Origin of the sequence: Nonomuraea soli, from assembly GCF_013761175.1 — a bacterium.
In the GTDB taxonomy this organism is placed as follows: domain Bacteria; phylum Actinomycetota; class Actinomycetes; order Streptosporangiales; family Streptosporangiaceae; genus Nonomuraea; species Nonomuraea soli.
Genome location: NZ_JACDUR010000004.1, coordinates 252,386 through 275,558, shown reverse-complemented (window position 1 = coordinate 275,558; position 23,173 = coordinate 252,386). Strand labels below are relative to the sequence as shown.

The following is a 23,173-nucleotide window of genomic DNA, read 5'->3' as shown; positions in this document are numbered from 1 at the left end:
CGTCGGTGCTCCACAAGGAGGAACCGATGATTCTCAACGGAAAGACAGCCGTGGTCTACGGCGCGGGCGGGGCCCTGGGCGGCACGCTCGCGCGGGCCTTCGTCCAGGCGGGCGCCGAGGTGCACCTCGCCGGGCGCGATCTGGGCAAGCTGGCGGCGGAGATCGGCGCGGCAGGGGCGGCCGAGGTCGACGCGCTCGACCCGAGGTCGGTGGAGGCGCACGCCGAGGCGCTGGGCGCCTTCGACATCTCGGCCAACGCGATCGGCGTGCCGCACCTCCAGGGGCGCCCGCTCCTGGAACTCAGCCCGGAGGAGTACTCCGTGCCGATCGCCGCCTACACGCGCAGCACCTTCGTCACCGCCACCGCAGCCGCCCGCCGCATGCGACCGGGCGGGGTGATCCTCACGCTGTCGGCCACCGCCTCGGGGGTTCCCGCCGCCCCGACCGGCGGGTTCGGTACGGCCTGCGCCGCGGTGGAGCACCTGTCGCGCCAGCTCGCCGCCGAGCTGCGGCCCAGCGGCGTGCGCCTGGTGTGCCTGCGCGCCAACGGCATCTCCGAGAGCGCGTATGCGGGCTCGCACGCCAAGGAGATCTGGACCGAGTTCGCGCGGCGGGCGGGCGTGCCCCTGCAGGAGTTCCTGAACCAGCCGGGCGAGACCCTGCTCGGGGAGAACCTCACCCTGACGGAGTTCGCCGACGTGGCGCTCTTCCTGGTCTCCGACCAGGCGCGGGCGATGACCGCGACGGTGGTCAACGTCAGCCGCGGGCAGGTGATCGGTTAGGGCGGCTTTCTGAAGTCGCGGAGCCGAACACGGCTTCAGAAGGCGCGATAGTCCCTGACGGAGTTGCGCGGCCCCCTGGCGGGCGGCCGCAGCCCGCTCAGGCCGATGACGATCGTGGCGCGGTGACGATGACCCTCGTACGGCTCCAGCAGCCGCATCATCCCCGCGTCATCGGTCTTCTCGCCGGTGAGCGCGTAGCCGACGATCTTGGCCAGGTGGAAGTCGCCGACGCTCACCGCGTCGGGGTCGCCGAACGCACGTTGCCTGACCTCGGCCGAGGTCCAGACGCCGATGCCGGGCAGCGCCCGCAGCAGGCGGTCGGCCTCGGCGCTGTCCTTGGCCGACTCCAGCTTCTCGGCATGCCAGGCTGCGGTCGCGATGGTCCTGGCCCGTACCGCCTCCGCGCCTGACCGGTGCCAGTCCCACGCCGGGATCCGCCTCCACACGGCGGCCTCCGGCACCACCCGCATGCCCTCCGGCGCCGGTCCTGGCGCCGCCTCGCCGTAGCGGCGCAGCAGCCACCGCCACGCCCGCCAGGCCTCCTGGCCCACGACCTTCTGCTCCAGCACGGCGGGCACCAAGGCCTCCATCACCCTGCCCGAGCGCCCGATCCGCGGCACCCTGTGCCTCCTGACGACCTCCTTGAGCAGGGGGTGGTGGAGCACGAACCCCGCCGGATCGTCGTCGGCCCCGAGCAGGGCGGGCAGGGTGTCGAGCAGCCACTCCGCTCCCGGGCCCCAGGCCTGCCCCCTGACCGTGCCGCCGCCCGCGGTGATCCTCAGCGTGCCAGGACCCAGCGGTGTACGGCTCGTGCGCCACACGGCGGCGTCGGGCGTGCGGCGGAAGGTGGGATCGCCGCCGCCGTGCTGGTGCGGGCCCAGGATGCCGCCCACGTCGAGCGGCCCTTCCGGCGCCCACATCCGTTCCATCACGTTGTCACGGTAATGGATGTAGAGAACACGACGTCGGCTCCGACCAAGGGGTGAAAGACACCTTCGACCGTGAGGAAGAACCCCATGTCCAAGCTCGTCGTCTCCACCTTCACCATCTCCCTCGACGGCTACGCCGCCGGGGTCGGCCAGCGGCAGGACGCACCCTTCGGCGACGGGGCCGACCACCTGCACGACTGGATGACCAGCACGCGCGCCTTCCACGAGACCCACGGCCTGGAAGGCGGCGTGGAGAGCCCCGACGACAAGTGGGTCAGGGGCGCCGTCGGCCACTTCGGCGCCACGATCATGGGCAGGAACATGTTCAGCGCCTCCCGCGGGCCGTGGGAGGACCTGTCGTGGACCGGCTGGTGGGGCGACAACCCGCCCTACCACAACGACGTCTTCGTCATGACCCACCACCCGCGCCCGAGCTTCGAGCTGGAGGGCGGCAACGCCTTCCACTTCGTGGACGGCTCCCCCGCCGAGGTGCTGGAGCTGGCCAGGGCCGCGGCGGGCGGCAAGGACGTGCACCTGGCGGGCGGAGCGGCGACGATCCGGCAGTACCTGGCCGCCGGGCTGGTCGACGACATGCGGCTGGCGATCTCACCGGTCCTGGTCGGCGCCGGCGAACGGCTCTTCGACGGCCTCGACACGCTGCCGAGCGCCTACCGGGTGGCCGAGCAGGTCAGCACCGCCGCGGCCACCCATGTGCACATCGTGCGCCGCTGAGGCCTCAGCGTCCGGCCCGCGAGCCGTACGCGGGGCCGAACACGACCAGGAGGGTCAGGTTCTCGGTGATGTCGACGAAACGGTGCTCCTCACCCGCCGGGACGAAGATCACCGCACCGGGGCCGACCTGCTCCTCCCCGGTCGGGGTCACGATCCGGGCCCGGCCGGTGGTCACCACGTAGATCTCGTCCTCGGTGTGCGGGCTCTGCTTGTCGACGCCGCCCACGGGAATGCAGTACGTGCCGATCGACAGGTCGGGCACCTTGAGGTGCTCGACCCAGTCACTCGCTTCCGGTTGAGCCCATTCCCCTGCGCCCTTGATGATCTGCATAGGGGGTGACTTTATCGTCAGATGTCGCTCGACCAGCGCACGGAGCAGTCGCTCAGGGTGACGTCGGGCCAGATGCGGATCCCGGCCTGGAGTTCGTTGCCCGCCCCGATGACGGATCTGTCGCCCACCACGGCGTCGCGCACCGAGGCGCCGGAGCGGACGCGGGCGCCCTTGCCCACGACGGAGTCGACGACGGTCGCCCCCGAGGCCACCACGCTGCCCTCCAGCAGCACGCTGCCGGTGACGGTGGCGCCGGCCTCGACGACCGCGCCCGCGGCGACGGTCGTGCCGCCGTCGACCTTGGCCTCGGCCGAGACGTCGGCGCCCGGCAGCAGCAGCGACTCTCCGACCGGCCCCGGCAGGGCCGGTGAGGAGAGCCTGCCGAGGACGAGGTCGGCGGAGCCGCGTACGAACGCGGCGGGCGTGCCCACGTCGAGCCAGTAGGCCTGGTCGGCGTAGCCGAGCACCAGCGCGCCCGACTCGATCAGCCCGGGGAAGGTCTGCCGCTCGACGGAGACGACCTCACCGGCGGGGATGGTGTCGATGACCGAGCGGGTGAACACGTAGCACCCGGCGTTGATGCGGTTGGTGACGGGGTTGGGCGTCTTCTCCAGGAAGGCGGTGACCCGGCCGGTGGAGTCGGTGGGGACGCACCCGAAGCGGGTCGGGTCGTCGACCTCGGTGAGGTGCAGGGTGACGGCGGCCTGCCGCGAGACGTGCTCACGCACCTGGGCGCCGACGTCGTGCCCGGAGAGGATGTCGCCGTTCAGGATGAGCACCGGAGCGTCGTCGGCGCACGTCAGGGCGTCCGCGGCGTTGCGGATCGCGCCGCCGGTGCCCAGCGGGCTCTCCTCCTCCATGTAGACGAGCTCCAGCCCGAGCGCGGAGCCGTCTCCGAAGACGGGCTCGAACATCGAGGCCTTGTAGGAGGTGGCGAAGACGATGCGACGGACGCCGAACGAGCGCGCCTGGGCCAGCTGGTGTGCCAGGAACGGCACCCCGGCTGTCGGCAGCAGGTGCTTGGGCGAGTCGAGGGTGAGGGGCCGCAGGCGCGTCCCGAGCCCTCCGACAAGGAGGACCGCCTCCAGGTTCGGCAAAGAGTGCTCCATCACCTGGGGGAGTCTATTCGACGGCGCGTAGATAGGCGCCGAGATGTGCTTCGGCCGAAGCGTCCCAGGTGAACTCGCGCGCTCTGGCCAGGCCCGCCGCGCTCAGCTGGGCCAGGCGTTCCGGGGCGTCGAGCAGCTGGCGCAGGGCCACGGCGATGGCGGCGGCGTCGGGTTCGGTGTAGGCGACCGCGTCACCGCCGACCTCGGGCAGGGAGGTGCGGTGGGTGGTGAGCACGGGGGCGCCGCAGGCCATCGCCTCCAGCACCGGCAGGCCGAAGCCCTCGCCCATCGACGGGAAGGCCACCACCTGGGCGCCGCCGAGGAAGCCGCAGATCTCGCCGTTCGACAGGTAGCCGGGCCGCACGACGCGGACCGTCGCGGCCAGCTCGCGGCAGGCGGCGTCGACGTCCTCCTCGTGCACGCCTCCGCCGATCACCAGCGCGGGCGGGTCGGTCATGCCCTCCACCGCCCGGGCGAACCCACGGATCAGGTTGGGAACGTTCTTACGCGGCTCCAGCGCGCCGAGGAAGGCCACGTACGGCCGGCCGTGCAGCCCGCAGCGGTTGGTGGCCCGCTTGATCTCCGCCTCCGAGGGAGGATGGAAGATCGCCTGGTCGACGCCGTGGTAGGCGACGTCGATGCGGGTGGGGTCGGCGGCCAGGACACGGATGAGCTCGTCGCGGGTGGCCTTGGAGGGCACGATCACCCGGTTGGCGCGGCGCGCGGCGGTGCGGGTGGCCGAGCGGATGTAGGAGGCCTTCTCCAGGCCGTGCCTGCTCGGGTCGGTGAACCATGTCACGTCGTGCACGGTGACCACGGTCGGGAGCCCCGAGCGCATCGGCATGGAGTAGTAGGGCGCGTGGATCACCTGGGCGCCCGCCTGCTGGGCGAGCACGGGCAGGCTGGTCTGCTCCCAGGTGAGCCTGGTGGACCGGTTGGTGATCGACGGCGGCCCGGGGATCACCCTCGCGGATGGAGCGAGCCGGGAGTAACGGTCGGCGTCCGCGCGCTGGCAGACGATGATCAGGTCGGCGCCGGCCCGATGGAGCGCTCCTGTCAGGCCGTCGACGTAGCGGATCAGAGCACCGCGGTCGGCGGGGACCGCTGCCGCGTCGATGAGCACCCGAGGCATCACGCAGATCTCTCCCCTCAAGACCTTGCATCCCCTTTACCCTAATCCGCGGCGCCGCCTTGTGGCATGTATCACACACCCGCGCGCTTGGCGGTCAGGCCCGCGAGCCCGGCGCAGAGGGCGTCGCCGGCGATGATGACGATGCGCGAGACCAGCGCCACGGCGATGGCGTCACCCTGCGGGAGCAGCGGCGCGAGCACGGCGACCATGGCGATCTCGCGCACTCCCGCCCCGGCGGGTACGACGAAGGTGAGGATCCCGAGACACCACGACAGGGCGAAGGCGCCGATGCAGAAGATCAGGTCGCTGCCCACGACGAAGTACAGGTGCAGGCCGTACGCGAGCCAGCCCGTCAGCGCCCAGCCGAGCGCGGTCAGCATGCCCTTGCGCGACAGGGGGTGCTCCAGCGGCTCGCGCTTGAGCTTGCGCAGCACGAAGGAGATCACGTAGTTGATCACCTTCGGCTCCAGCAGCACCAGCAGCACCGGGATGGCCAGCAGCACCCAGCCGTAGCTGCTCCAGCCGAGTGTCGCCAGGGTGACGAGCAGCCCCGTGGCGAGCTGGATGGGCATCATCAGGAAGAAGGCGGCGGCGCTGCGCGAGCGCGGCACGCCCAGGTCCTTGCCCATCTCCATCTGCGCGATGACCGGCCAGAGCGCGCCGGGGATGTACTTGCCGAGCTGGCCCACGAAGAAGACCTTCGCGCCGTCGCGGAACGACAGGCGGGAGCCGAGGTCGTTCAGGAGGCTGCGCCAGGTGAGCATGGCGCCGAGCAGCGCGGCCACCACCGCGACGAGCGACAGCGCCACCATCGGCCACGACAGGCGTGCGAAGCCCGCGACGACCTCGTCCCACTGCCGGTAGATCGCCCACGCGCCGAATCCCAGAGCGACCGCCAGGAAGGCGATCCTGACGATCTTCTTCACAGCGGCTGCGGAGGCTGGGGCAGCGCGGCCCCGGCGGGACGTGCCGGGCGTTTGGTGGCGACCCAGATGTAGGTGGGCACCAGGGGCAGGACCAGCCGCAGCGCCGCCCGCGGCGCGCGGGCCAGCACGGCCTGCGCCGCCCGGCCGACGGCGCCGGGGAACAGCTCGCCCCCGGCGAAGCTCTGCGGGGTGGCCAGCACGGGGAAGGTGTAGTCCCACACGTGGAAGGCGCGCAGCATGCGGCGCAGCCCGCGCCGGGTGCGGAACCGCTCGTAGTAGTGGTCGGCCCGGCCGAAGGCCCGCACGTAGCGGTCGGCCGCCTTCTCGGGAAGGTACGACAGGAACGGCAGCTTGTAGTGGGGCTCCATGATGCCGAGCTTGTTGCCCAGCCCGAGGTAGAGCACCCCGTCGTCCTTCAGCACCCGGTGCATGTCGGCCACGACCGCGTCGGGGTCGACGACGTGCTCGTAGATGTGGTTGAAGACCAGCACGTCGACCGAGTTGTCGGGGAAGGGCAGCGCGGTGCCGTCACCGCAGACGAACGCCACGGTGGCGCCGAAACGGTCGGCGGCCCTGCGCAGGCCGGGGACGTCGATGTCGACGCCGAAGGTGTGGCCGGAGACCTTCGACAGCTCGTCGGCGATGAATCCCGCCGAGCAGCCGACGTCGCCCACGGTCAGCCCGCCGAGCGGTCCGCGGAAGTGCTCCAGCACCGCGATGATCTTGGCGGCCTTCCTGCGGCGCTTGCCCTCGTCGAGCATCGCGCCCTGGAACTCGGAGTATTCGAGCTGCTTTTGCCTTGCCACGCTGCCCCACAGTACCCGTGCGGCTGTGTCAATCCGTCATCAATCCAGGAGCACTAGGCTTTCCGGTCTCACGACAAAGGGGGATTTAGTGGGACTTTGGGACAGCATCCGCGGCGAGTTCATCGACATCATCGAGTGGCTCGACGACAGCCGCGACACGATCGTGTGGCGCTTCCCTCGCCACGACAACGAGATCAAGAACGGCGCACAGCTCGTCGTGCGCGAATCGCAGACGGCCGTCTTCGTCAACGAGGGCCGTGTCGCCGACGTCTTCCCGCCCGGCACGCACACCCTGGCCACCCGCAACCTGCCGATCCTGTCGACGCTCCAGGGCTGGAAGCACGGCTTCGACTCGCCCTTCAAGGCCGAGGTCTACTTCGTCAGCACCCGGCAGTTCACCGATCTCAAGTGGGGCACCCAGAACCCCATCATGGTGCGGGACCCGGAGTTCGGCCCGGTACGGCTGCGCGCCTTCGGCTCCTACTCCGCCCGCGTCACCGACCCCGCGAGGTTCCTCGCCGAGCTGGCCGGAACCGACGCCCGCTTCCGCACCGAGGAGGTCGAGGGCTTCCTGCGCGGCCAGATCGTCAGCCGCATCGCCGCGGCCCTCGCCGGGGTGCCCGCGCTCGACCTGGCCGTACGGCAGAGCGAGCTGGGCGAGCTGCTGGGCCGTACGGTCGGCGAGCAGCTCGCGGCCGTGGGCGTCAGCGTTCCCGCGCTGTTCATCGCCAACGTCTCCTTCCCGCCGGACGTGGAGGCCGCCCTCGACAAGCGGGCGTCAATGGGCGTGCTCGGCGACCTGGGCCGCTACACCCAGTACCAGACCGCCAACGCCCTGGGCACGGCCGGCGCCGTGAGCGAGGGTGTCGGCCTCGGCATGGGGATCGCCGCCGCCCAGCAGATGGTCAACCGTCCTCCCGCGCTCCCCCAGGAGCAGTGGTTCGTCGGCCGCGACGGGCAGCAGCTCGGCCCGTTCACCCGCGACGCGCTGCCCGCGCTCACCCCCGACACCCTCGTCTGGAAAGCCGGCATGCCCCAGTGGCTGCCGGCGAGCCAGGTGCCCGAGCTCGGGCTCACCCCGCCCCCACTGCCTGGAGCATGATGTCCCCCTGTGACGGCTGCGGCGCCGGCGTGGAGTTCGCGCCGGGCACCACGCTGCTGCGCTGCCCGTACTGCGGTCACGAGCAGCGTATCGACCCGGCCGAGCGCACGATCGCCGAGCACTCCTACGACGCGTTCCTGGCCAAGCCGCGGGTCGTGGCGCTCGCGCCCAACCGGCTGGTCTGCCCCGGCTGCCAGGCGCGCACCGAGAGCGACGCGATCTCCAAGCTCTGCCAGTTCTGCGGCGGCCCGCTGATCGCCGACGTCGGCTCGGGCGACCAGATCGCCCCCGAGGCGGTGCTGCCGTTCGCGCTGGACCGCGCGGGCGCCCGCGACGCGCTGCGCTCGTGGGTGCGCACCCGCTGGTTCGCCCCGAACCGGCTCAAGAAGGTCACCGAGGCCGAGTCGATGAAGTCGACCTACCTGCCGCACTGGACCTTCGACGCCCACACCGTCTCCGATTACACCGGCCAGCGCGGCGAGCACTACTGGGAAAGCGAGAGCTACACCGACTCCGAGGGCAAGAGCCGCACCCGGCGGGTGCGCAAGACCCGCTGGTACCCCGCCAGCGGCACCGTGGCGCGCGGCTTCGACGACGTGCTCGTGCCCGCGACCACCCACGCCACCAAGGAACGGCTCGGCAAGCTGGAGCCGTGGCCGCTGGAGCGGGCCACCGCCTTCGACACCCGCTTCGTCACCGGGCACCACAGCCTGCGCTACGACATCGAGCCGCAGGCCGGGCTGGAGCTGGCCAAGCAGGAGATGGCCGAGGTCATCGAGCAGGACGTGCGACACGACATCGGCGGCGACGTGCAGCGGGTGCACTCGGTCACGACCGACTACTCCAGCCGCTACTTCAAGCTGCTCCTACTGCCGGTGTGGATCGGCTGCTACCTGTTCGGCGGCACGACCTACCAGGTGCTGATCAACGGCATGAGCGGCGAGGTCGACGGCGACCGGCCCTACAGCGCTCTCAAGATCGCCTTCGCGGTGCTGGCGGCGCTGGCCGTCATCGGGACCGGAGCCTGGCTCTACCTGAGATCACAGGGTTAGGCTGTGCGGATGCTCACCCGGCTGCGCACCTCCCCGTGGGTCAGGGTCCTGCTCGCCCTGGTCGCCCTGGCCTTCCTCGGGTGGAGCGTGGCCGCGAACTGGGACGACACCAGCAAGGCCCTGGCCGACATGTCGGTGTGGTCCGTCGTGGCGGCGCTCGGCGCCGTGCTCGCCGGGCAGCAGTGCATGCTGATGGCCTGGCGCCGCATCATGGCCGGGCTGGGCACGCCGATGCGGGTCGGTGTCGCCGGGCGGATCATGTTCGTGGGGCAGCTGGGCAAGTACATCCCCGGCACCGTGTGGGCCTACGCGGCCATGATGGAGCTGGGCACCAGACACGGCAGCCCGCCCCGCCGCACCTTCGCCGTCATCTCGCTCGGGCTCGTGATCAACCTGGGCGTGGCGCTGACGATCGCGGCCGCCACCGCCCAGCAGGCCTTCGCCGAGGCGCGCTGGCTCATGCTGCTGATCCCGGTGATCATCGTCTGCCTGCATCCCCGCGTGCTGACGTGGGGCCTCAACCTGGCCCTGCGGCTGGCCCGCAAGGAGCCGCTGGAGAGTGTCCTGCCCGGCCGGGCGCTGCTCGTCGCGGTCGGCTGGACCGCGCTGGGCTGGGCCTGCTGGGGCCTGCACGTCCATCTTCTCGGCGGCGGAGCCTACCTGCTGTCGACCGGCGCCTTCGCCTTCGCCTGGGCGACCGGGCTGCTGGCCTTCTTCATCCCCTCGGGCATCGGCGTGCGAGAGGGAGCGCTGTGGGTCGCGCTGGGGAGCGTGCCCGCCGCGCTGGCCATCGGGATCGTCTCGCGGCTGGTCTTCACGCTCTCCGAGCTGATCATGGCCGCGGCCTACTTCTTCGTGCTCGGCCGTCAGAGGTCGAGCAGCACCTCGACGTACGACGACCAGAACGGCTCAGGGTCGACCGCCTTGACGCCCGACCGCAGCAGCTCCGGCACGCCGGGCTCGTAGAACCGCTCGATCGTCGCGCGCAGGTCGGCGACGTCGTCGGGCTTGACCAGCAGGCCGTCGACGCCGTCGGTCACGTGGTCGGCCAGCGCGCCGACCCGCGTCGCGATCACCGGGACACCGTGCTCGTGACCGAGCCAGACGTTCTGGCTGGCCGTGGCGCTGCGGTAGGGCAGCACGAGCGCGTCGGCCCGCGCGAACAACGCCGGCACGTCGTCTGCGGCCACATAGCCGGGCCGCAGCTCGACGCGGTCGCCGTTGCCCAGCTGCTCGATCAGCCGCTTGGTGTCGTCGAGCCCGCCCCAGAACTCCCCCGCCACCGTGAGCGAGACGTCGGACGGCAACGCCCTGAGCAGCAGGTCGAGACCCTTGTAAGGCCGGACGATGCCGAAGAACAGCAGCCGCCTGTGCACCTCGAGGTTGCGCTCGCCCGTCGTCGAGGGCAGGTGCGGCGCCATCGCCGCCACGCTCACCGGCTTGGCGGTCAGCTCCCTGGCCAGGTCGGCCTGCTGCTCGGAGTGCGCCAGGACCGCGTCGACCCTGTTCAGCAGGGCCTTCATCAGCGGCTTGTCGTAAGGCTTGCGCTCGTGCGGCAGCACGTTGTGGCACAACGTGACCGTCTTGGTGCGCCCGCCGATCCCGGCCAGGACGCCCAGGTAGGCGGGCACCTGCACGGGGCTCAGCACCGCCAGGATCACCAGGTCGGCGCGCCGCAGCCGCCGCCCGCACGCCACCCATCCGAAAGGGTTGCGCCAGTCGAGGTCGCGCCTGGTGCGGTGGTAGGGCACACCCTCCGGATCACTGATCGTCTGCTGACCCGGGTAGAGGAACTTCGGGTACTGCGCCCGCCACGACTCGATGACCACGTCATGGCCCTGCTGCGCGAGCCTGCGCGCCAGCTCCGTGGTGTGCTGCGCCCCGCCGCCCTTGTAGGGGTAGGTCGGGCCGACGATCGCGATCCTCATTCGCCCCTGGACCGCACAATCAGGTCGGCCAGCAACGCCACCGCCGCGATGATCAGACCCGACATGAAGATCATGATGGTGTTGTTGGCCAGGTAGAACGGCGTCTTGACGTTGTCGTAGACGGCCTTGGCCAGCCCGATCCCGACCAGCCACAACGCCAGCGGCATCAGCACCTTGAGCGGGTTGAAGTACATGATCATCCGCAGCACCTGCAGGATGTAGCGGTAGGCGTCGGAGATGAAGCTGAACTTCGACGTGCCCGCCCGCTTCGCGTAGTCGATCGGCAGGTAGTAGATGTCGTGCTGGTTCATCAGGAACGACAGCGTGATCGTCGTGACGCAGGAGAAGCCGGGAGGCAGCAGCCGGAGATAGGGCCTGGCCACGCTCTTGCGGAAGGCCCGCAGGCCGGAGTTCAGGTCGGGGATCCTCTGGCTCGCCAGGCGCTCGGCGACCTTCCTGATCACCCACTTGGCCGGGACCCGCAACATCTTGTGCGAGCCCTCCTCCGAGGTGCGCGCCCCGACCACCTGGTCGATGGTGATGTCCTTCTCCAGGAGCTGGACCAGCTCGGGGATGCGCTCGTTCGGGTAGGTCATGTCGGCGTCGGTCCACACGACGATCTCGCCGCGCGCCTCCTGCGTGCCGATGCGCCGCACCGTGCCCGAGCCGCCGTTGCGGTGGAAGGCGCGGATGCGCATGTTGGGGTAGCGCGAGACCGCTTCCTGGAGGCGGGCGAGGGTGGAGTCGGTGGAGCAGTCGTCGACGGCGACCAGTTCGTAGGTGTAGCCGCTGGAGTCCATCGCCTTGCAGATGCGGTCGACTTCGTCGATCACGTGATCCTGCTCGTTGTAGCACGGCAGGACAATCGTTACGTACGGCGCTTCATCCACGGCGGGTCCAGTGCTGCTCACGGGGCTTGAGGCTACCCTGCCCCGGATAGGGCCGAGTGCACTACTCCAGGATCGGGCCGTACTACTCCTTTACCCCGGACGCCCCATCCACACGTTGACCGTCAGCCCCCACGTGCCATTCGGCGGCGACGTCAGCGACCGTTCGTCCTGCCGCGTCACCAGGGCCATCACCTGCTCCGCCGTACCGAACGCCGAGACCTGGGACTCCTCCGCCGCCAGCACCACCGGCACCCGGCCCGCCGCCCTGACCCGATCGATCAACCGCCGCACCTCGGCCTCCGGCGGGATGTCCGCGCCCTCGGGCCGGCGGACCTGGGCGGCGGGGACACCGCACTGGCCGCGCACGACCTGGGTGAACCTGTCGCCGGTCACCCGCTCGACGATCAGCACCGAGGCGTCGGCGGGGATGCGCGAGCACATCGACTCGACCGCCGCCTGCTCGCCGCGCTCGACGGGGGTGAAGGCCGTGCCGATCGAGACCACGGCGCCGGGCAAGAACAGCAGCACCGCCGCGACGGCGATCGGCCAGGAGCGGGTGGTGCGGCCGCGCAGCCAGGCCAGGCCCCAGGCGCCCAGCAGGATCAGGCCGGGCAGGACGACGGGCACCAGGCGCCGGGAGGCCCACGGCTGGTCGGGGGTGATCTCGGGGCGCAGCAGGGTGGTGACGGTGGTCCAGCCGATGAGGGCCAGCGGCAGGAGCCACTCCTGCCACCTGCTCCCGCCACGCAGCAGCCGGCGGACGAGCACGGCCGCGGCGAGGGTGGCCAGGACGACGGTGACCGGGCCGACGTACCAGATCACCCACCACAGGGAGTCCTCGAAGTAGAGGCGGGTGCCGTCGCCGTCGAGGCGCTTGAGGAACTCGTAGGTGAGCCGGTCCTCCTCGGTGACCGGCGTGCGCCGCACGGTCTGCAGCCACGGGCGTACGGCCAGGCCGAGCATCAGCAGGCCGACCAGGGCGGCGGCCAGGTCGGGCAGGCGCGCGGGCAGGCGCAGGCGGGCGAGCCGGGGCGCGAGGAGGGCGCCGAGGGCGGTGAGCAGGAGAACGGCGGCGCAGATGCCCAGCAGGGGGACGACCGAGCGCGACAGATAGGTCAGGTAGGGGCGGGCCAGAAGGTAGGCGACCAGGAAGGCGAGGGCGACACCGGCGGCCAGGCCGAGCAGGAGGGCGGCGCCGGAGCGGCCGAGCCCTTCCCGCAGCCCTCCGGACGGCCCCTGGGCCCGCGCTCTGCGCACGCGTGACAGGGCGATCAGCAGCCCCGCGAAGGCCAGCACCGGGAGCACGTCGCGCAGGCCGTCGATCCTGACCAGGACGGCGCAGCCGAACACCAGCCCGGCCAGCCCCGCCCCCAGCGCGCGCGGCCTCGCGGACAGGGCCTCGTGGAGCAGGATCATCCCGCCGAACAGCAGGACCAGCGACGGGATCTCGCTGAAGGTGGTGCGCGAGGTGTAGAGGACCGGGATCGCCACCGCGAACGTCAGCCCCGCCAGGGCGGCCCAGCGGGCACCGGCCAGGCGCGCGGTCAGCCCCGCGACGACCACGACGGCCAGCGCCCCCATCAGGGCCGGGGTCAGCAGCAGCACATCGAGCCACTCGCCCAGCGCCAGCAGCAGCGGCGAGCCGGGCATGAACTGCGGCACCACGCCCTCGGGCTGCTCGAAGAAGCCGACGCTGCCGAAGACCAGCGCGGGGTCGGGGCCGCCGAAGGCCGCCTCCTGGAAGGGGATCGGCAGGGAGCCGTGCCCGGCGATCCAGATCGCGTACTGGGCGTAGGTCGCCGGGTCGCGGCGGACGATCAGCTGCTCGCTGTGGAAGACGGCGTTGAAGACCCCCGACGCCGCGGCGACCGCGAAGACGGCGGCGACCTGCCGGGCCGTGGCCTCGACGGCGGCGACGGGCCGCCGCAGCGCCGCCCAGCACAGGGCGGCCATGAGGGGTACGGCGAGCAGGACGGCGGGCAGCGCATGGAAGCCGCCCGCGAGCAGCAGCGGCAGTCCGGCCAGGATCCAGCCCGCGAGCAGGAGCGCGGGCAGCACGGAGGCCACGGCGAGCACGCGGCCCGCCGACGGGCGTGTGGTGGAGCGCAGGGTCGCCATCGGTGATCGCGAGCGTATCCAATGCCCGCGCCGACGCGCCCGGTGACGCCCTGAGCAGTGCCGGGGGCCGGTAGCGTACCCGGAGACGGTGGACGTGCGGGAGGTGAGCGGGGTGCGGGGTGGCCTCGCGGGCGCGGTTTCCATGGTGGGGCAAGGCGCCACCGGTCTCTCGGGCGCGGCGTCCAGGGTGTGGGCACGCGCCGCCGGTACGGCACGGCGGCATCCGTGGTTCGTGGCGCTCCTGGCCGTCGCCACCGCCCTGCGGGTGATCACGATGCTGGGTTACCGCCCCGCCCTGTGGTTCCCCGACTCCTACACCTACGTCGTGACGGTCATGCGCCCCCGACCCGACCTGGTGCGCCCGGCGGGCTACTCGATGTTCATGAAGCTGCTGGAGCCCTTCCGCAGCTTCGCCGTCGTCGCCGGGGTGCAGCACCTGCTCGGTCTCGCCGTGGGCGTGCTCGTCTACTGGGCCGCCTCGCGCAAGGGCCCGCGCTGGGCGGCCACGCTGGCGGCGGCTCCCGTGCTGCTCGACGCCTACCAGATCGAGCTCGAGCACCTCCTGGTCTCCGACACGCTGTTCATGGCCCTGGTGGTCGCCGCCGTGGTGCTGGCGATGAGGGACGACCCTCCGGCGGTGGCGATCGGCCTGCTGCTGGCGGCGGCGACGCTGACCAGGACGGTGGGCCTGCCCCTGATCGTGGTCGTGGCCGCGTGGATGGTGCTGCGCAGGCGGCCGAGGAAGGCCACGGTCCTGCTGGTGGCGGCGCTGGTCCCGGTGTTCGCCTACGGGGCCTGGTTCTACGCGACCTACCAGCGGCTGGGCATCGTGGGGGCCAACGGCGTCTTCCTGTACGCCCGCACGATGTCCTTCGCCGACTGCGAGAAGATGCGGCCGCCGCCCGACCTGGCGGTGCTCTGCGACCCCAGGCCGGCCGGTGAGCGCCCGCCCTCGCAGGAGTACGTCTGGTCGCCCGGCGCTCCCCTGGTCAAGCTGCCGGGCGAGACCTTCACCCGGGAGAACGAGGCGCTGGCGATGCGTTTCGCGCTGCTGGCGATCCGCACCCAGCCTCTCGACTACCTGGCGTCGGTCGGCGGCGAGCTGGTCAGGTCGTTCATGTGGGGCCGTCCGGTCTACCCCGACGCGGAGATCTACGGCTACTACCGGTTCCCCGCCACGCCTCCTGCGGCGCCGACGCGGCACGCGGCCGTGGTGGGCGCCGACTTCGCCAGGGAGTACGAGCAGGGCGACATCTCGACGCGGATTGTCGAGCCGTATGCCGGATGGATGCGGAATTATCAGGAAATCGTGAGGTTGCCGGGGGCGGTCCTCCTCGTGATCCTCCTCGTCCCCCCGGCGATGGCCGTGACGCGGAAGTTCCGGCAGGTCAGAAGCTCCCAGCCTGCCCGTTGGCTCCTGCCTTGGACGACCGCGTGGGCGTTGCTGGCGACTCCGCCCGCCGTGGCCGAGTTCGACTACCGCTACGTCCTGCCCGCCGTACCTCTCGCGTGCCTGGCCGCAGCGGTGTCGATTCGTCGCGATCCGTAAAGCTTTTCACGTTGTTATTCCACGAAATGTCCGAGTCTGAGTATGCTCTCTGGCGGATACATCACGCCTGGGTCACGGTCGATTTCCTTCGATCATGGCGACGGGCGCGCCGCGGGTGACTTACTCTCATGGCGCGGATGACCGAGCGACCGAGCCAGCGTAAGCGGCCTGGCGATCTTCGGGACGAGGAGGGCCGTGTGCGCAGAGGAATGGTTGTATGAGTGACTATCGAGGCGTGTCCGTCCAGGATCGCCGCGTGGCGCCCACCCAGCCGGGCCGTTCCCACCGTGCCTCCGCTCCGCCGCCCCCCGACGACCTGCCGCCACGAGGCCGCCGCGCCAAGCAGCCGGAAGGCCCCGGCAAGATGCGGGTCCTCGCCTGGGTCAGCATCGCGCTCACCGTGATCATGGTGGGCACCTCGCTCACGGCCTACTGGCTCTACCGCGACGCGTTCGGCGCGGTGAACACCAAGGACTTCAAGAAAGACCTGATCAACAAGGCCCCGGTGAACCAGACCGGCGCGCTCAACGTGCTGATCGTCGGCTCCGACACCCGCGAGGGCGACAACGCCAAGTACGGCAGGGCCCTGTCGCGCCAGGCCGACGCGGGCGGCAAGCGCACCGACACGATCCTGCTGATGCACATCTCCCCGAGCCGCGACAAGGTGCAGGTGCTGAGCCTCCCCCGCGACTCGATGGTGCAGATCCCGCAGTGCAAGGCGGAGAACGGCGCCGTCCAGGCGGGCCGCACCGACATGATCAACTCCGCCTACAACACCGGCGGCATCACGTGCACGATCGAGACGATCCAGGTGCTCACCGGCATCGCGATCGACCACTTCGTCGAGGTCGACTTCACCGGCTTCAAGAACATCATCGACGCCATGGACGGCGTGTCGTTCTGCTTCAAGCAGCCCGTCCAGGACAAGAACTCCAAGCTCAACATCACCGCCGGAAACCACCTGCTCACCGGCAACCAGGCGCTGGCCGTGATGCGCCTGCGCCACTACGGCGACGGCAGCGACCTGCAGCGCATCACCCGCCAGCAGCAGCTCCTCAGCAACATGGTGAAGAAGGTGACCCAGGAGGGCCTGCTGTCCAACCCCGCCAAGCTGCTCGAACTGATCAAGGTGGCGGGCAAGTCGGTCACCATGAACCCCGAGCTCGCCAACGACCCGCAGACGCTGCTCGACATCGCCGCCAGCGCCAAGTCGCTGAGCGCCAGTGGAGTCAAGTTCATCAAGGTGCCCGTCGTGGCCTACCCGGCCGACCCCAACCGGGTGCAGTGGCAGCAGCCGGAGGCGAACGAGCTGTTCAAGCAGATCGCCCAGGACATCGAGGTCGAGCCGAGCCCGGCCGCCACGGCGCCCAAGGTCACGGTCAAGCCGCAGGAGGTGCGCATCCAGGTGCTCAACGGCTCCGACCGGCAGGGCGAGGCGCAGCGGGTCGCCGACGAGCTGACCAAGTGGGGCTTCAAGGTCGTCGGCATCGGCAACACCAAGGAGCAGGCCGGGAAGACCAAGGTGCTCTACTCCGCCAAGTCCGAGGCCGACGCCCCCTACGCCCAGCTCGCGGCGGCCAAGATGAGCGGCACCAAGCCCGCCGAGGCGACCAAGGTCAAGCCCGCCACCCTCAACCCCTACACGCCCAGCGCGGGCGTGACGGCCCCCGAGGCGACCGGCGAGGTCAAGGAGGGCCCGATCGTCCAGGTGATCATCGGGGCCGACTACCAGGGCGTACGAGTGCCGACCACCACCAGCAAGGCCGTCCAGGCCAACACCGTCACCGCCGACCAGAAGAACGTGTGCGCCTGAGCTGCAAGGTTTCTGTGGAAACAAGGCTTGGGCAAGTGGGAGTCAAGTCCGGACGATACGCTAGATCGGGTCTCCTGAAAGGGAGGCCCGTTCTGCTGATCCCCCGAAAGAGCGTCTTCCTCCGTGACTGACACCCGACACTCTCCAGCGGTCCCCGCGCAGTCGGCTCGCCCCGACGACCGGGACCTGTGGACCAAGTGGCAGGAGCCCCAGCCGGAATCCGAGCCCGAGCAGCAGGAAGCACCACCGCCCAAGCGCGGCCGCGAGCCGTACCTGGACAACGTCAAGTTCCTGCTGATCGCGACGGTGGTCGTGGGGCACTCCCTGGTGCCCACACTCAACGCCGACTCGTCCAGGTCGCTCTACATCTTCATCTACACCTTCCACATGCCGCTGTTCGTCATCATCAGCGGCTACCTGTCCAGAAACTTCTGGAACTCCAACGCCAAGACCAACAAGCTGGTCGACACCTTCCTCGTGCCCTACGTGATCGTCGAGGTGGGCTACGCCGCGCTCCGCACCGCCCTCGGGCAGAAGTGGAGCCTGACGATCATCGACCCGGCCTGGCTGAACTGGTACCTGGTCGCGCTGCTGTTCTGGCGGCTCTCCACCCCGGTGTGGAAGCGCATGAAGTTCCCGATCCCGGCGGCGATCGCCGTCTACCTGTTCGCCGGCTTCTCGCAGATCTCCGGCGAGTTCAGCATGGACCGCTTCTTCGGCCTCATGCCCTTCTTCGTCATCGGCCTGACCCTGCAGCCGGAGCACTTCGACCGGCTCAACCGCCGCTGGGTCAAGATCCTGGCCGCGGTCACGCTGCTCGGCGCGGCCGGCGTGGCGATGCTGATCTCCCTGAAGCGTTTCTCGCTCAAGCCGTTCTACTTCAAGCACAGCTACAAGGACATGGGCCTGTCGTGGTGGATGGGCCTCCTGGAACACGTGGCGATCCTGGGCGCCTCGCTGGCCGTCTGCTTCGCCTTCCTGGCGCTCGTACCGCGCCGCGAGACCTGGTACACCGACCTGGGCACCCGCACCCTCTACTGCTACCTGCTCCACGGCATCCCGGTGCTCATCGCCAAGGAGACCGGCCTGCTCGACCTGCCGTGGCTCCACGGGCCGCTGGGCGCGATGGCGATCGCCACCAGCGCCTTCGCCCTGGCCATCGTGCTGTGCCTGCCGATCACGCGCACGGTCTTCAAGTGGATCATCGAGCCGAGGCTGACCTGGCTCTACCGCCGCCCGTCGACCGCGCCCCCTCCGGCGGAAGTTAAGCCGTAGTTCCGCCCGCATTAACGTCAGCGAAGGGGACAAAGCGCAGCATCGACGTATGCGGGTATGCGTCGCCACGATCGTCCACCACCCCGAGGACGCCCGGATCAGGCACAGGCAGATCAGGGCGTTGCTCGACGCGGGCCACGAGGTGACCTATGTCGCCCCCTTCTCCTTCTACAACGTGACCCCGACCGCCAAGGTCAGGGCCATCGACGTACGGCGGGGCGGCGGGCTCAACACCGCCCGCCACGCCCTTCGCCGCGGCTGCCGCGACGCCGACCTGCTCATCGCCCACGACATCGACCTGCTGCGCCTCCTGCCGCTGCGACGGCCTCCCGTCGTCTGGGACATGCGCGAGCACGTGGACGGGCCTCTGAACAGGCTCACAGCCGCGCGTGCGCACCGTCGCCACCACGTGGTCGACTCCGGTTCCGTTCCCGAGGCCACCCTGGTGTCCCCGTCTCCCCCGCCTCCGGGCGACACCAGGGTGGTCCATCTCGGCCGGCTGTCGGCCGAGTCCGGCGTCGCCGAGCTCATCGGCCTGGCCAGGCGGCTGGCGCCGCACGGCGTTCGCCTCGACCTCATCGGCGCCGCCGACCCCGCCGTGCGCCCCATGCTGCGCGACGCGCAACGGGAAGGGCTGCTGGACTGGTTCGGGTACGTCCCGCTGCGGCACGCCCTCAGGATGACCGAGGGGGCGCTGGCGGGCCTGTCGCTGACCCGGCGCGAGGGGCTGCCGACCAGGATCCTCGACTACATGGGGCGCGGGGTCCCGGTGGTCAGCACCCCGCAGGAGATCGTCGAGCGCGTCGGCTGCGGACGGGTCGTGCCCCTCGACGTCGAGGCCGCCCTGCAGGCCGTCCTGGACCTCAAGGAGGACCCCGGACTGCGCGGCCTGCTGGGCACCCGCGGCCACGTGGAGGCGCGGCTGCGCCACGACTGGCCCGACCACGCCCCGGCTTTCGTGCGGCTGATGGAGAGATACGCCGGACTCTCCTGGTCACCGAGCCTCACGGTTGATGTACTTGAAGCATGGCATCGCACCTGATCCAGGGCCGGACCGTCGAGATGCCGGTGCGCATCCGCGACGCGACGGTGTGCACAGCCGCCTACGCCGTACGGGCCGACTCCGCCCGCGCCGTCCTGGCCTACTCCGGCCTCGACGTCGCCGAGTTCCTCCCCGGGAAGGCCGTCTGCATGCTCGTCTTCGTCGACTACCGCGACGGCGACCTGGACACCTACCACGAGTTCGGCGTGACCTTCCTGGTCCGCCCACCCGGCGTGAAAGCCACGCCCGGACTGTCCGACATCAGGAACGCCGGGGCCTTCGTGCACTGGCTGCCGGTCGACCAGGGCTTCACCCTGTCGGCGGGACGCGGCATCTGGGGCTTCCCCAAGGAACTGGCGGAGATCGACCTGCGGCTCGCCTCGCCGTACAAGAGGTGCATCGTCCGCAAGGACGGGCGCATGGTGGTCGACCTGCTGCTGCGGCCGGGCCTGCCCATGCCGGGCGGCAGCGGGCTCATGCCCGTGACCGCCTACACCCACCAGGACGGGGTGACCCGCACCGTGCCCGCCAGGGCGTCCTTCGCCGGGGCGAGGGTACGGCCGGGCGGGGCGCTGATCCGGCTGGGCAACCATCCGGTGGCCAAGGAGCTGAGCGAGCTCGGACTGCCCAAGCGGGCCCTGTTCACCAGCGTGACAGGGCATGCCGCGGCGGAGTTCGGCGAGGCCACCGTCTGGGACGGCGCCGCCTGGGAGGGCGCCTAGACGATCGGCGGGCGGCCCAGCTTCACCATGCGCCACGCGGTGCGCCACGCCATCGGGCGGCGCTCGCCCGCCGGAGTGCGCAGTCCCTCCACGAAGCCGCCGAACCACGCCTTCAGCGCCTGGCCGGACCGCTCACGCAAGAGGGTCAGCACCACCCAGTCGATGAGGTAGAGCGCCGCCAGCGGCCACGGCAGGTTGCGCCTGGCCAGCCAGACGCGGTTGCGCGCGTTGAGCCGGTAGAAGTTGTCGTGCCTGGTCGGCGGCACCCACGGGTGGTACATGACCGTCTCGGCGTCGTACTCGATGCGGTAGCCCTCGCCCAGCAGCCGCCAGGCCAGGTCGGTCTCCTCGTGGGCGTAGAAGAACCGCTCCGGAAGCCCGCCGACCTGCAGGAAAGCGCTCCGCCGTACGGCAGAGGCGCCGCCGAGGAACGTGGTCACCGGCGAGGAACGCTCGGGGTCGCCCGCGCGCAGCCGCGGCACGTGGCGGCGCTGCGATCCGGTGCCCTCAGGGTCCATGACCCGGAAGGACAACACCGCGAGGTCGGGTTCGGTCGCGAACCGGTCGCGCACGTGCGCGGCGACCTTCTGGTTGGCGTACCAGCCGTCGTCGTCGAGGAACAGCACGACATCGCCCGAGCACTCTTCCACACCACGGTTACGGCCAGCGGGAATGCCGACGTTCTCCTCCAGCCGGACCGTCTTGACGGTCGCCGAGGAGCCATCGGGTGGCGTAGCCGACAGCTCGGGCACGTCGGCGCCATTGCCCACGATCACCACCTCGACGTCGCCGTCGATCTGGTTCAGCGCGGACTCGACCGCCCGGTTCAGCTCCGCGACCCGGTTTCCCATGGTGAGGACGACGCACGAGATCTTCAACGGGTCATCGCCTTGACGCGTCGAGAGCACGGGCGTGGCATTCTGTCATGATCACCGAGTCTGTTGGTCTGACTATGTCCTGGTATTGATGTCGACAAGAGTATCGGAACCGCCAGTGAACCCCCACCGAACCGCGGGCGTCCGATCAGTACGACGGACAGTCCCCCCGGCCGGTTCCAGATCATCTCAACCGCCTCGATGCGAGAATGCTCACCAGGTGAAGCACCACCTGCAGCGCGGCGGCGACCACACAGGCCACGGTCAGCACTCGCGTCGCAGTCAGGTTGCCGACCACCATATCGATCACGGCCGTGATCAGGGCGAGTATTGAGAGTTCGACCGGCTGCACGATCCGGTGGAACTTGGTCGAGCCCACGATCCGCCGGCCCAGCGCCAGCAGACCCGACCTGATCTGGCCGGCGCTGGCCTCCGTGGCGGCCGGCAGCCCCGCACGCGCCCTGGCCACGTCGACGAGATCGGTCTCCGACTTGATGAGGATCGCGCCCAGCGCGGCGGCGAAACCGAGCACGGTGTACCAGTCGGGCAGGCTCTGCGACGCCCGCCAGCCCAGGCCGATCAGCAGCGCCGCCTCGGTGAAGTACGCGCCCACCCGGTCGAGGTAGACGCCCGCCAGCGAGGTCTTGCCCGTCCAGCGGGCCAGCTCGCCGTCGGAGCAGTCGAGCAGCAGGTAGACCTGGATCAGCAGGAACGAGCCGACCGCGGCGAGCAGGCCGTCGAAGGCCAGCACGACGCCGCCGAGAATGCCGGCGAACGTCATGATCCAGGTGACCTGGTTGGGGCTGATCGACGTCTTGGTCAGCAACCACGTGACGTAGATCGACAGGCGGCGCATGTACATCACGCCCGCCCAGTGCTCGCCGTTGCGCCGCGTGAGGTGACCCTCCGGCTGGGCGACGGCCCGGAGCTCAGCTACCGACGGTGCGGACATAGTCCTCCACCCGATCCCGAACCTCGGACTCCGACAGGCGCAGGTGCTCGAGGATCGTGTAACGGCCGGGACGGGTCGAAGGCGCGAACAGCACAGCCTGCGTGAACTGCTCGTTGGTCAGCCCGATGTGATCCGGCAGCAGCGGCAGCTTGTGCTGACGCAGGCAGTCGCTCACCTGGTCGAGGCGCTGCCGGTCCTCCCGCAGGAAGAAGCAGAAGGCCGCGCCGATGCCGGCGAGCTCCCCATGGTTGGACGTGCCGGGAAAAAGCTGATCCACGGCATGAAGGATCTCATGGTCACCGCCACTCGAAGGACGCGACGACCCCGCGATCACCATCGACATGCCCGACAGGATGAGCGACTCCGCCAGCACCGTCAGGAACGCGTCGGACTCGATCGAGTCGCGCCGCCCCACCAGCGCCTCCGCCGCCGTGCGCGCCATCGAGCAGGCCAGGCCGTCGATCGGCTCCCCACGCTCGACGTTGCCCAGCTGCCAGTCCTCGATCGCCGACAGATTGCTGATCACGTCGCCGACGCCGGAACGCACCAGCGACTCGGGCGCGTTGTGCACGAAATCCAGGTCGACCAGGATCGCCAGCGGCATCGGCACGCCGAAGGAACCCTTGCCGCCCTCGTAGGTGAGCGAGGCCGTCGGCGAGCAGATGCCGTCGTGCGAGAGATTGGTGGCCACCGCCACCATCGGGATGCCCGCCAGCGAGGCGGCGTACTTCGTGGCGTCGATCGTACGGCCGCCGCCCACGCCCACGACCACCTCGTAGGCGCCCTTGCGCAGATCCGCGCCGAGCGAGACGGCGGCGTCGACCGAGCCGTCGGCCACGCGGAACACCTCGGCCTCGGCGAGGGTGGGGGCGATCAGGCCCTCGATCACATCGCCCTGGCCGGGGCCGACCGCCACGGCGACCCTGCCCGAGGTGGCCACCCGGCTGTCGGCCAGGACCGCGCCGAGCTGCGCGACCGCGCCCCGCCGTACGTCCATGGTCAGGGGGGCGGGCAACATCCTCGCGAGAAGCGGCATCTACGCACCCTCTCAGGAAGCGACGTCGGCGTCGCGGACTTCGGTCGGACTCATGACGACGGCCGCGCCGCC

The 23,173-nt window shown here is 70.5% G+C and carries 22 protein-coding genes; 10 read left to right on the top strand and 12 right to left on the bottom strand.

The genetic code is table 11. The annotated features are described in order from the left end of the window. The first annotated feature begins 26 nt into the window (after positions 1–26). Positions 27–782 carry an SDR family oxidoreductase gene (locus HNR30_RS19735; RefSeq protein ID WP_181611379.1) on the top strand — a complete coding sequence of 252 codons (756 nt, stop codon included), beginning with the start codon at positions 27–29 and terminating at the stop codon, positions 780–782. Positions 783–817: 35 nt separating this feature from the next. On the opposite strand, the gene HNR30_RS19730 is transcribed toward HNR30_RS19735, so the two are convergent. Next, positions 818–1,711, bottom strand: a complete 894-nt coding sequence (locus tag HNR30_RS19730) for a DNA-3-methyladenine glycosylase family protein (RefSeq protein ID WP_181612122.1) — start codon at positions 1,709–1,711, stop codon at positions 818–820. A gap of 87 nt (positions 1,712–1,798) precedes the next feature. Here HNR30_RS19730 and HNR30_RS19725 point away from each other — a divergent pair, with 87 nt between their 5' ends. Then, positions 1,799–2,443 (top strand): dihydrofolate reductase family protein, encoded by a 645-nt coding sequence (locus HNR30_RS19725; RefSeq protein ID WP_181611378.1) that lies wholly within the window; start codon positions 1,799–1,801, stop codon positions 2,441–2,443. A gap of 4 nt (positions 2,444–2,447) precedes the next feature. Here HNR30_RS19725 and HNR30_RS19720 read toward each other — a convergent pair whose 3' ends face one another. From HNR30_RS19720 to HNR30_RS19700, 5 genes are all read right to left on the bottom strand, one after another. Then, positions 2,448–2,774, bottom strand: a complete 327-nt coding sequence (locus HNR30_RS19720; RefSeq protein WP_181611377.1) for a cupin domain-containing protein — start codon at positions 2,772–2,774, stop codon at positions 2,448–2,450. Between the two features lie 17 nt (positions 2,775–2,791). Beyond that, positions 2,792–3,883: a mannose-1-phosphate guanylyltransferase gene (manB, locus tag HNR30_RS19715; protein WP_181612121.1), complete on the bottom strand. Its 1,092-nt coding sequence runs from the start codon at positions 3,881–3,883 to the stop codon at positions 2,792–2,794. 13 nt (positions 3,884–3,896) lie between these two features. Next, positions 3,897–5,015: a glycosyltransferase family 4 protein gene (locus HNR30_RS19710; protein WP_220133861.1), complete on the bottom strand. Its 1,119-nt coding sequence runs from the start codon at positions 5,013–5,015 to the stop codon at positions 3,897–3,899. A gap of 71 nt (positions 5,016–5,086) precedes the next feature. After that, positions 5,087–5,941 (bottom strand): lysylphosphatidylglycerol synthase transmembrane domain-containing protein, encoded by an 855-nt coding sequence (locus HNR30_RS19705; protein ID WP_181611375.1) that lies wholly within the window; start codon positions 5,939–5,941, stop codon positions 5,087–5,089. Beyond that, positions 5,938–6,747 carry a class I SAM-dependent methyltransferase gene (locus HNR30_RS19700; RefSeq protein WP_312894512.1) on the bottom strand — a complete coding sequence of 270 codons (810 nt, stop codon included), beginning with the start codon at positions 6,745–6,747 and terminating at the stop codon, positions 5,938–5,940. Before HNR30_RS19700 ends, HNR30_RS19705 begins: the two co-directional genes overlap by 4 nt. A gap of 88 nt (positions 6,748–6,835) precedes the next feature. On the opposite strand from HNR30_RS19700, the gene HNR30_RS19695 reads away from it, so the two are divergent. From HNR30_RS19695 to HNR30_RS19685, 3 genes are read left to right on the top strand one after another with little or no spacing between them, the layout of a single operon-like run. Then, on the top strand, positions 6,836–7,849 hold the full coding sequence (locus tag HNR30_RS19695) for an SPFH domain-containing protein (RefSeq protein WP_181611374.1): 1,014 nt from the start codon (positions 6,836–6,838) through the stop codon (positions 7,847–7,849). Beyond that, positions 7,849–8,901 (top strand): TFIIB-type zinc ribbon-containing protein, encoded by a 1,053-nt coding sequence (locus tag HNR30_RS19690; RefSeq protein WP_181612119.1) that lies wholly within the window; start codon positions 7,849–7,851, stop codon positions 8,899–8,901. Before HNR30_RS19695 ends, HNR30_RS19690 begins: the two co-directional genes overlap by 1 nt. A gap of 9 nt (positions 8,902–8,910) precedes the next feature. Beyond that, positions 8,911–9,867 (top strand): lysylphosphatidylglycerol synthase transmembrane domain-containing protein, encoded by a 957-nt coding sequence (locus tag HNR30_RS19685; protein ID WP_181611373.1) that lies wholly within the window; start codon positions 8,911–8,913, stop codon positions 9,865–9,867. Here HNR30_RS19685 and HNR30_RS19680 read toward each other — a convergent pair. From HNR30_RS19680 to HNR30_RS19670, 3 genes are all read right to left on the bottom strand, one after another. After that, positions 9,768–10,829 (bottom strand): glycosyltransferase family 4 protein, encoded by a 1,062-nt coding sequence (locus HNR30_RS19680; RefSeq protein WP_181611372.1) that lies wholly within the window; start codon positions 10,827–10,829, stop codon positions 9,768–9,770. The genes HNR30_RS19685 and HNR30_RS19680 overlap by 100 nt on opposite strands. Beyond that, on the bottom strand, positions 10,826–11,719 hold the full coding sequence (locus tag HNR30_RS19675) for a glycosyltransferase family 2 protein (protein WP_181612118.1): 894 nt from the start codon (positions 11,717–11,719) through the stop codon (positions 10,826–10,828). Before HNR30_RS19675 ends, HNR30_RS19680 begins: the two co-directional genes overlap by 4 nt. A 90-nt stretch (positions 11,720–11,809) precedes the next feature. Beyond that, positions 11,810–13,837, bottom strand: coding sequence for a hypothetical protein (locus HNR30_RS19670; protein ID WP_181611371.1), 2,028 nt, complete (start codon positions 13,835–13,837; stop codon positions 11,810–11,812). Between the two features lie 112 nt (positions 13,838–13,949). Here HNR30_RS19670 and HNR30_RS19665 point away from each other — a divergent pair, with 112 nt between their 5' ends. The 5 genes from HNR30_RS19665 (at position 13,950) to HNR30_RS19645 (ending at position 20,238) form a co-directional block, all read left to right on the top strand. Continuing rightward, positions 13,950–15,386 (top strand): glycosyltransferase family protein, encoded by a 1,437-nt coding sequence (locus HNR30_RS19665; protein ID WP_312894511.1) that lies wholly within the window; start codon positions 13,950–13,952, stop codon positions 15,384–15,386. Between the two features lie 217 nt (positions 15,387–15,603). Then, complete coding sequence (locus HNR30_RS19660) at positions 15,604–17,199, top strand: LCP family protein (protein ID WP_181611370.1); 1,596 nt, start codon at positions 15,604–15,606, stop codon at positions 17,197–17,199. Between the two features lie 123 nt (positions 17,200–17,322). Next, the gene (locus HNR30_RS19655) at positions 17,323–18,474 is read left to right on the top strand and encodes an acyltransferase family protein (RefSeq protein WP_181611369.1); all 1,152 of its coding nucleotides are present in this window, start codon (positions 17,323–17,325) and stop codon (positions 18,472–18,474) included. A 49-nt stretch (positions 18,475–18,523) separates the two neighbouring features. Further along, positions 18,524–19,516, top strand: coding sequence for a glycosyltransferase family 4 protein (locus HNR30_RS19650; RefSeq protein WP_181611368.1), 993 nt, complete (start codon positions 18,524–18,526; stop codon positions 19,514–19,516). Beyond that, positions 19,501–20,238 (top strand): acetoacetate decarboxylase family protein, encoded by a 738-nt coding sequence (locus HNR30_RS19645; RefSeq protein ID WP_181611367.1) that lies wholly within the window; start codon positions 19,501–19,503, stop codon positions 20,236–20,238. Before HNR30_RS19650 ends, HNR30_RS19645 begins: the two co-directional genes overlap by 16 nt. On the opposite strand, the gene HNR30_RS19640 is transcribed toward HNR30_RS19645, so the two are convergent. The 3 genes from HNR30_RS19640 to HNR30_RS19630 form a co-directional block, all read right to left on the bottom strand. Beyond that, entirely contained in the window at positions 20,235–21,116 is an 882-nt protein-coding gene (locus tag HNR30_RS19640) for a glycosyltransferase family 2 protein (protein WP_281389727.1), read from the bottom strand. The genes HNR30_RS19645 and HNR30_RS19640 overlap by 4 nt on opposite strands. A 181-nt stretch (positions 21,117–21,297) precedes the next feature. Beyond that, entirely contained in the window at positions 21,298–22,065 is a 768-nt protein-coding gene (locus HNR30_RS19635; RefSeq protein ID WP_181611365.1) for a CDP-alcohol phosphatidyltransferase family protein, read from the bottom strand. Further along, the gene (locus tag HNR30_RS19630; RefSeq protein WP_181611364.1) at positions 22,043–23,101 is read right to left on the bottom strand and encodes an iron-containing alcohol dehydrogenase family protein; all 1,059 of its coding nucleotides are present in this window, start codon (positions 23,099–23,101) and stop codon (positions 22,043–22,045) included. Before HNR30_RS19630 ends, HNR30_RS19635 begins: the two co-directional genes overlap by 23 nt. Positions 23,102–23,173: the final 72 nt, after the last annotated feature.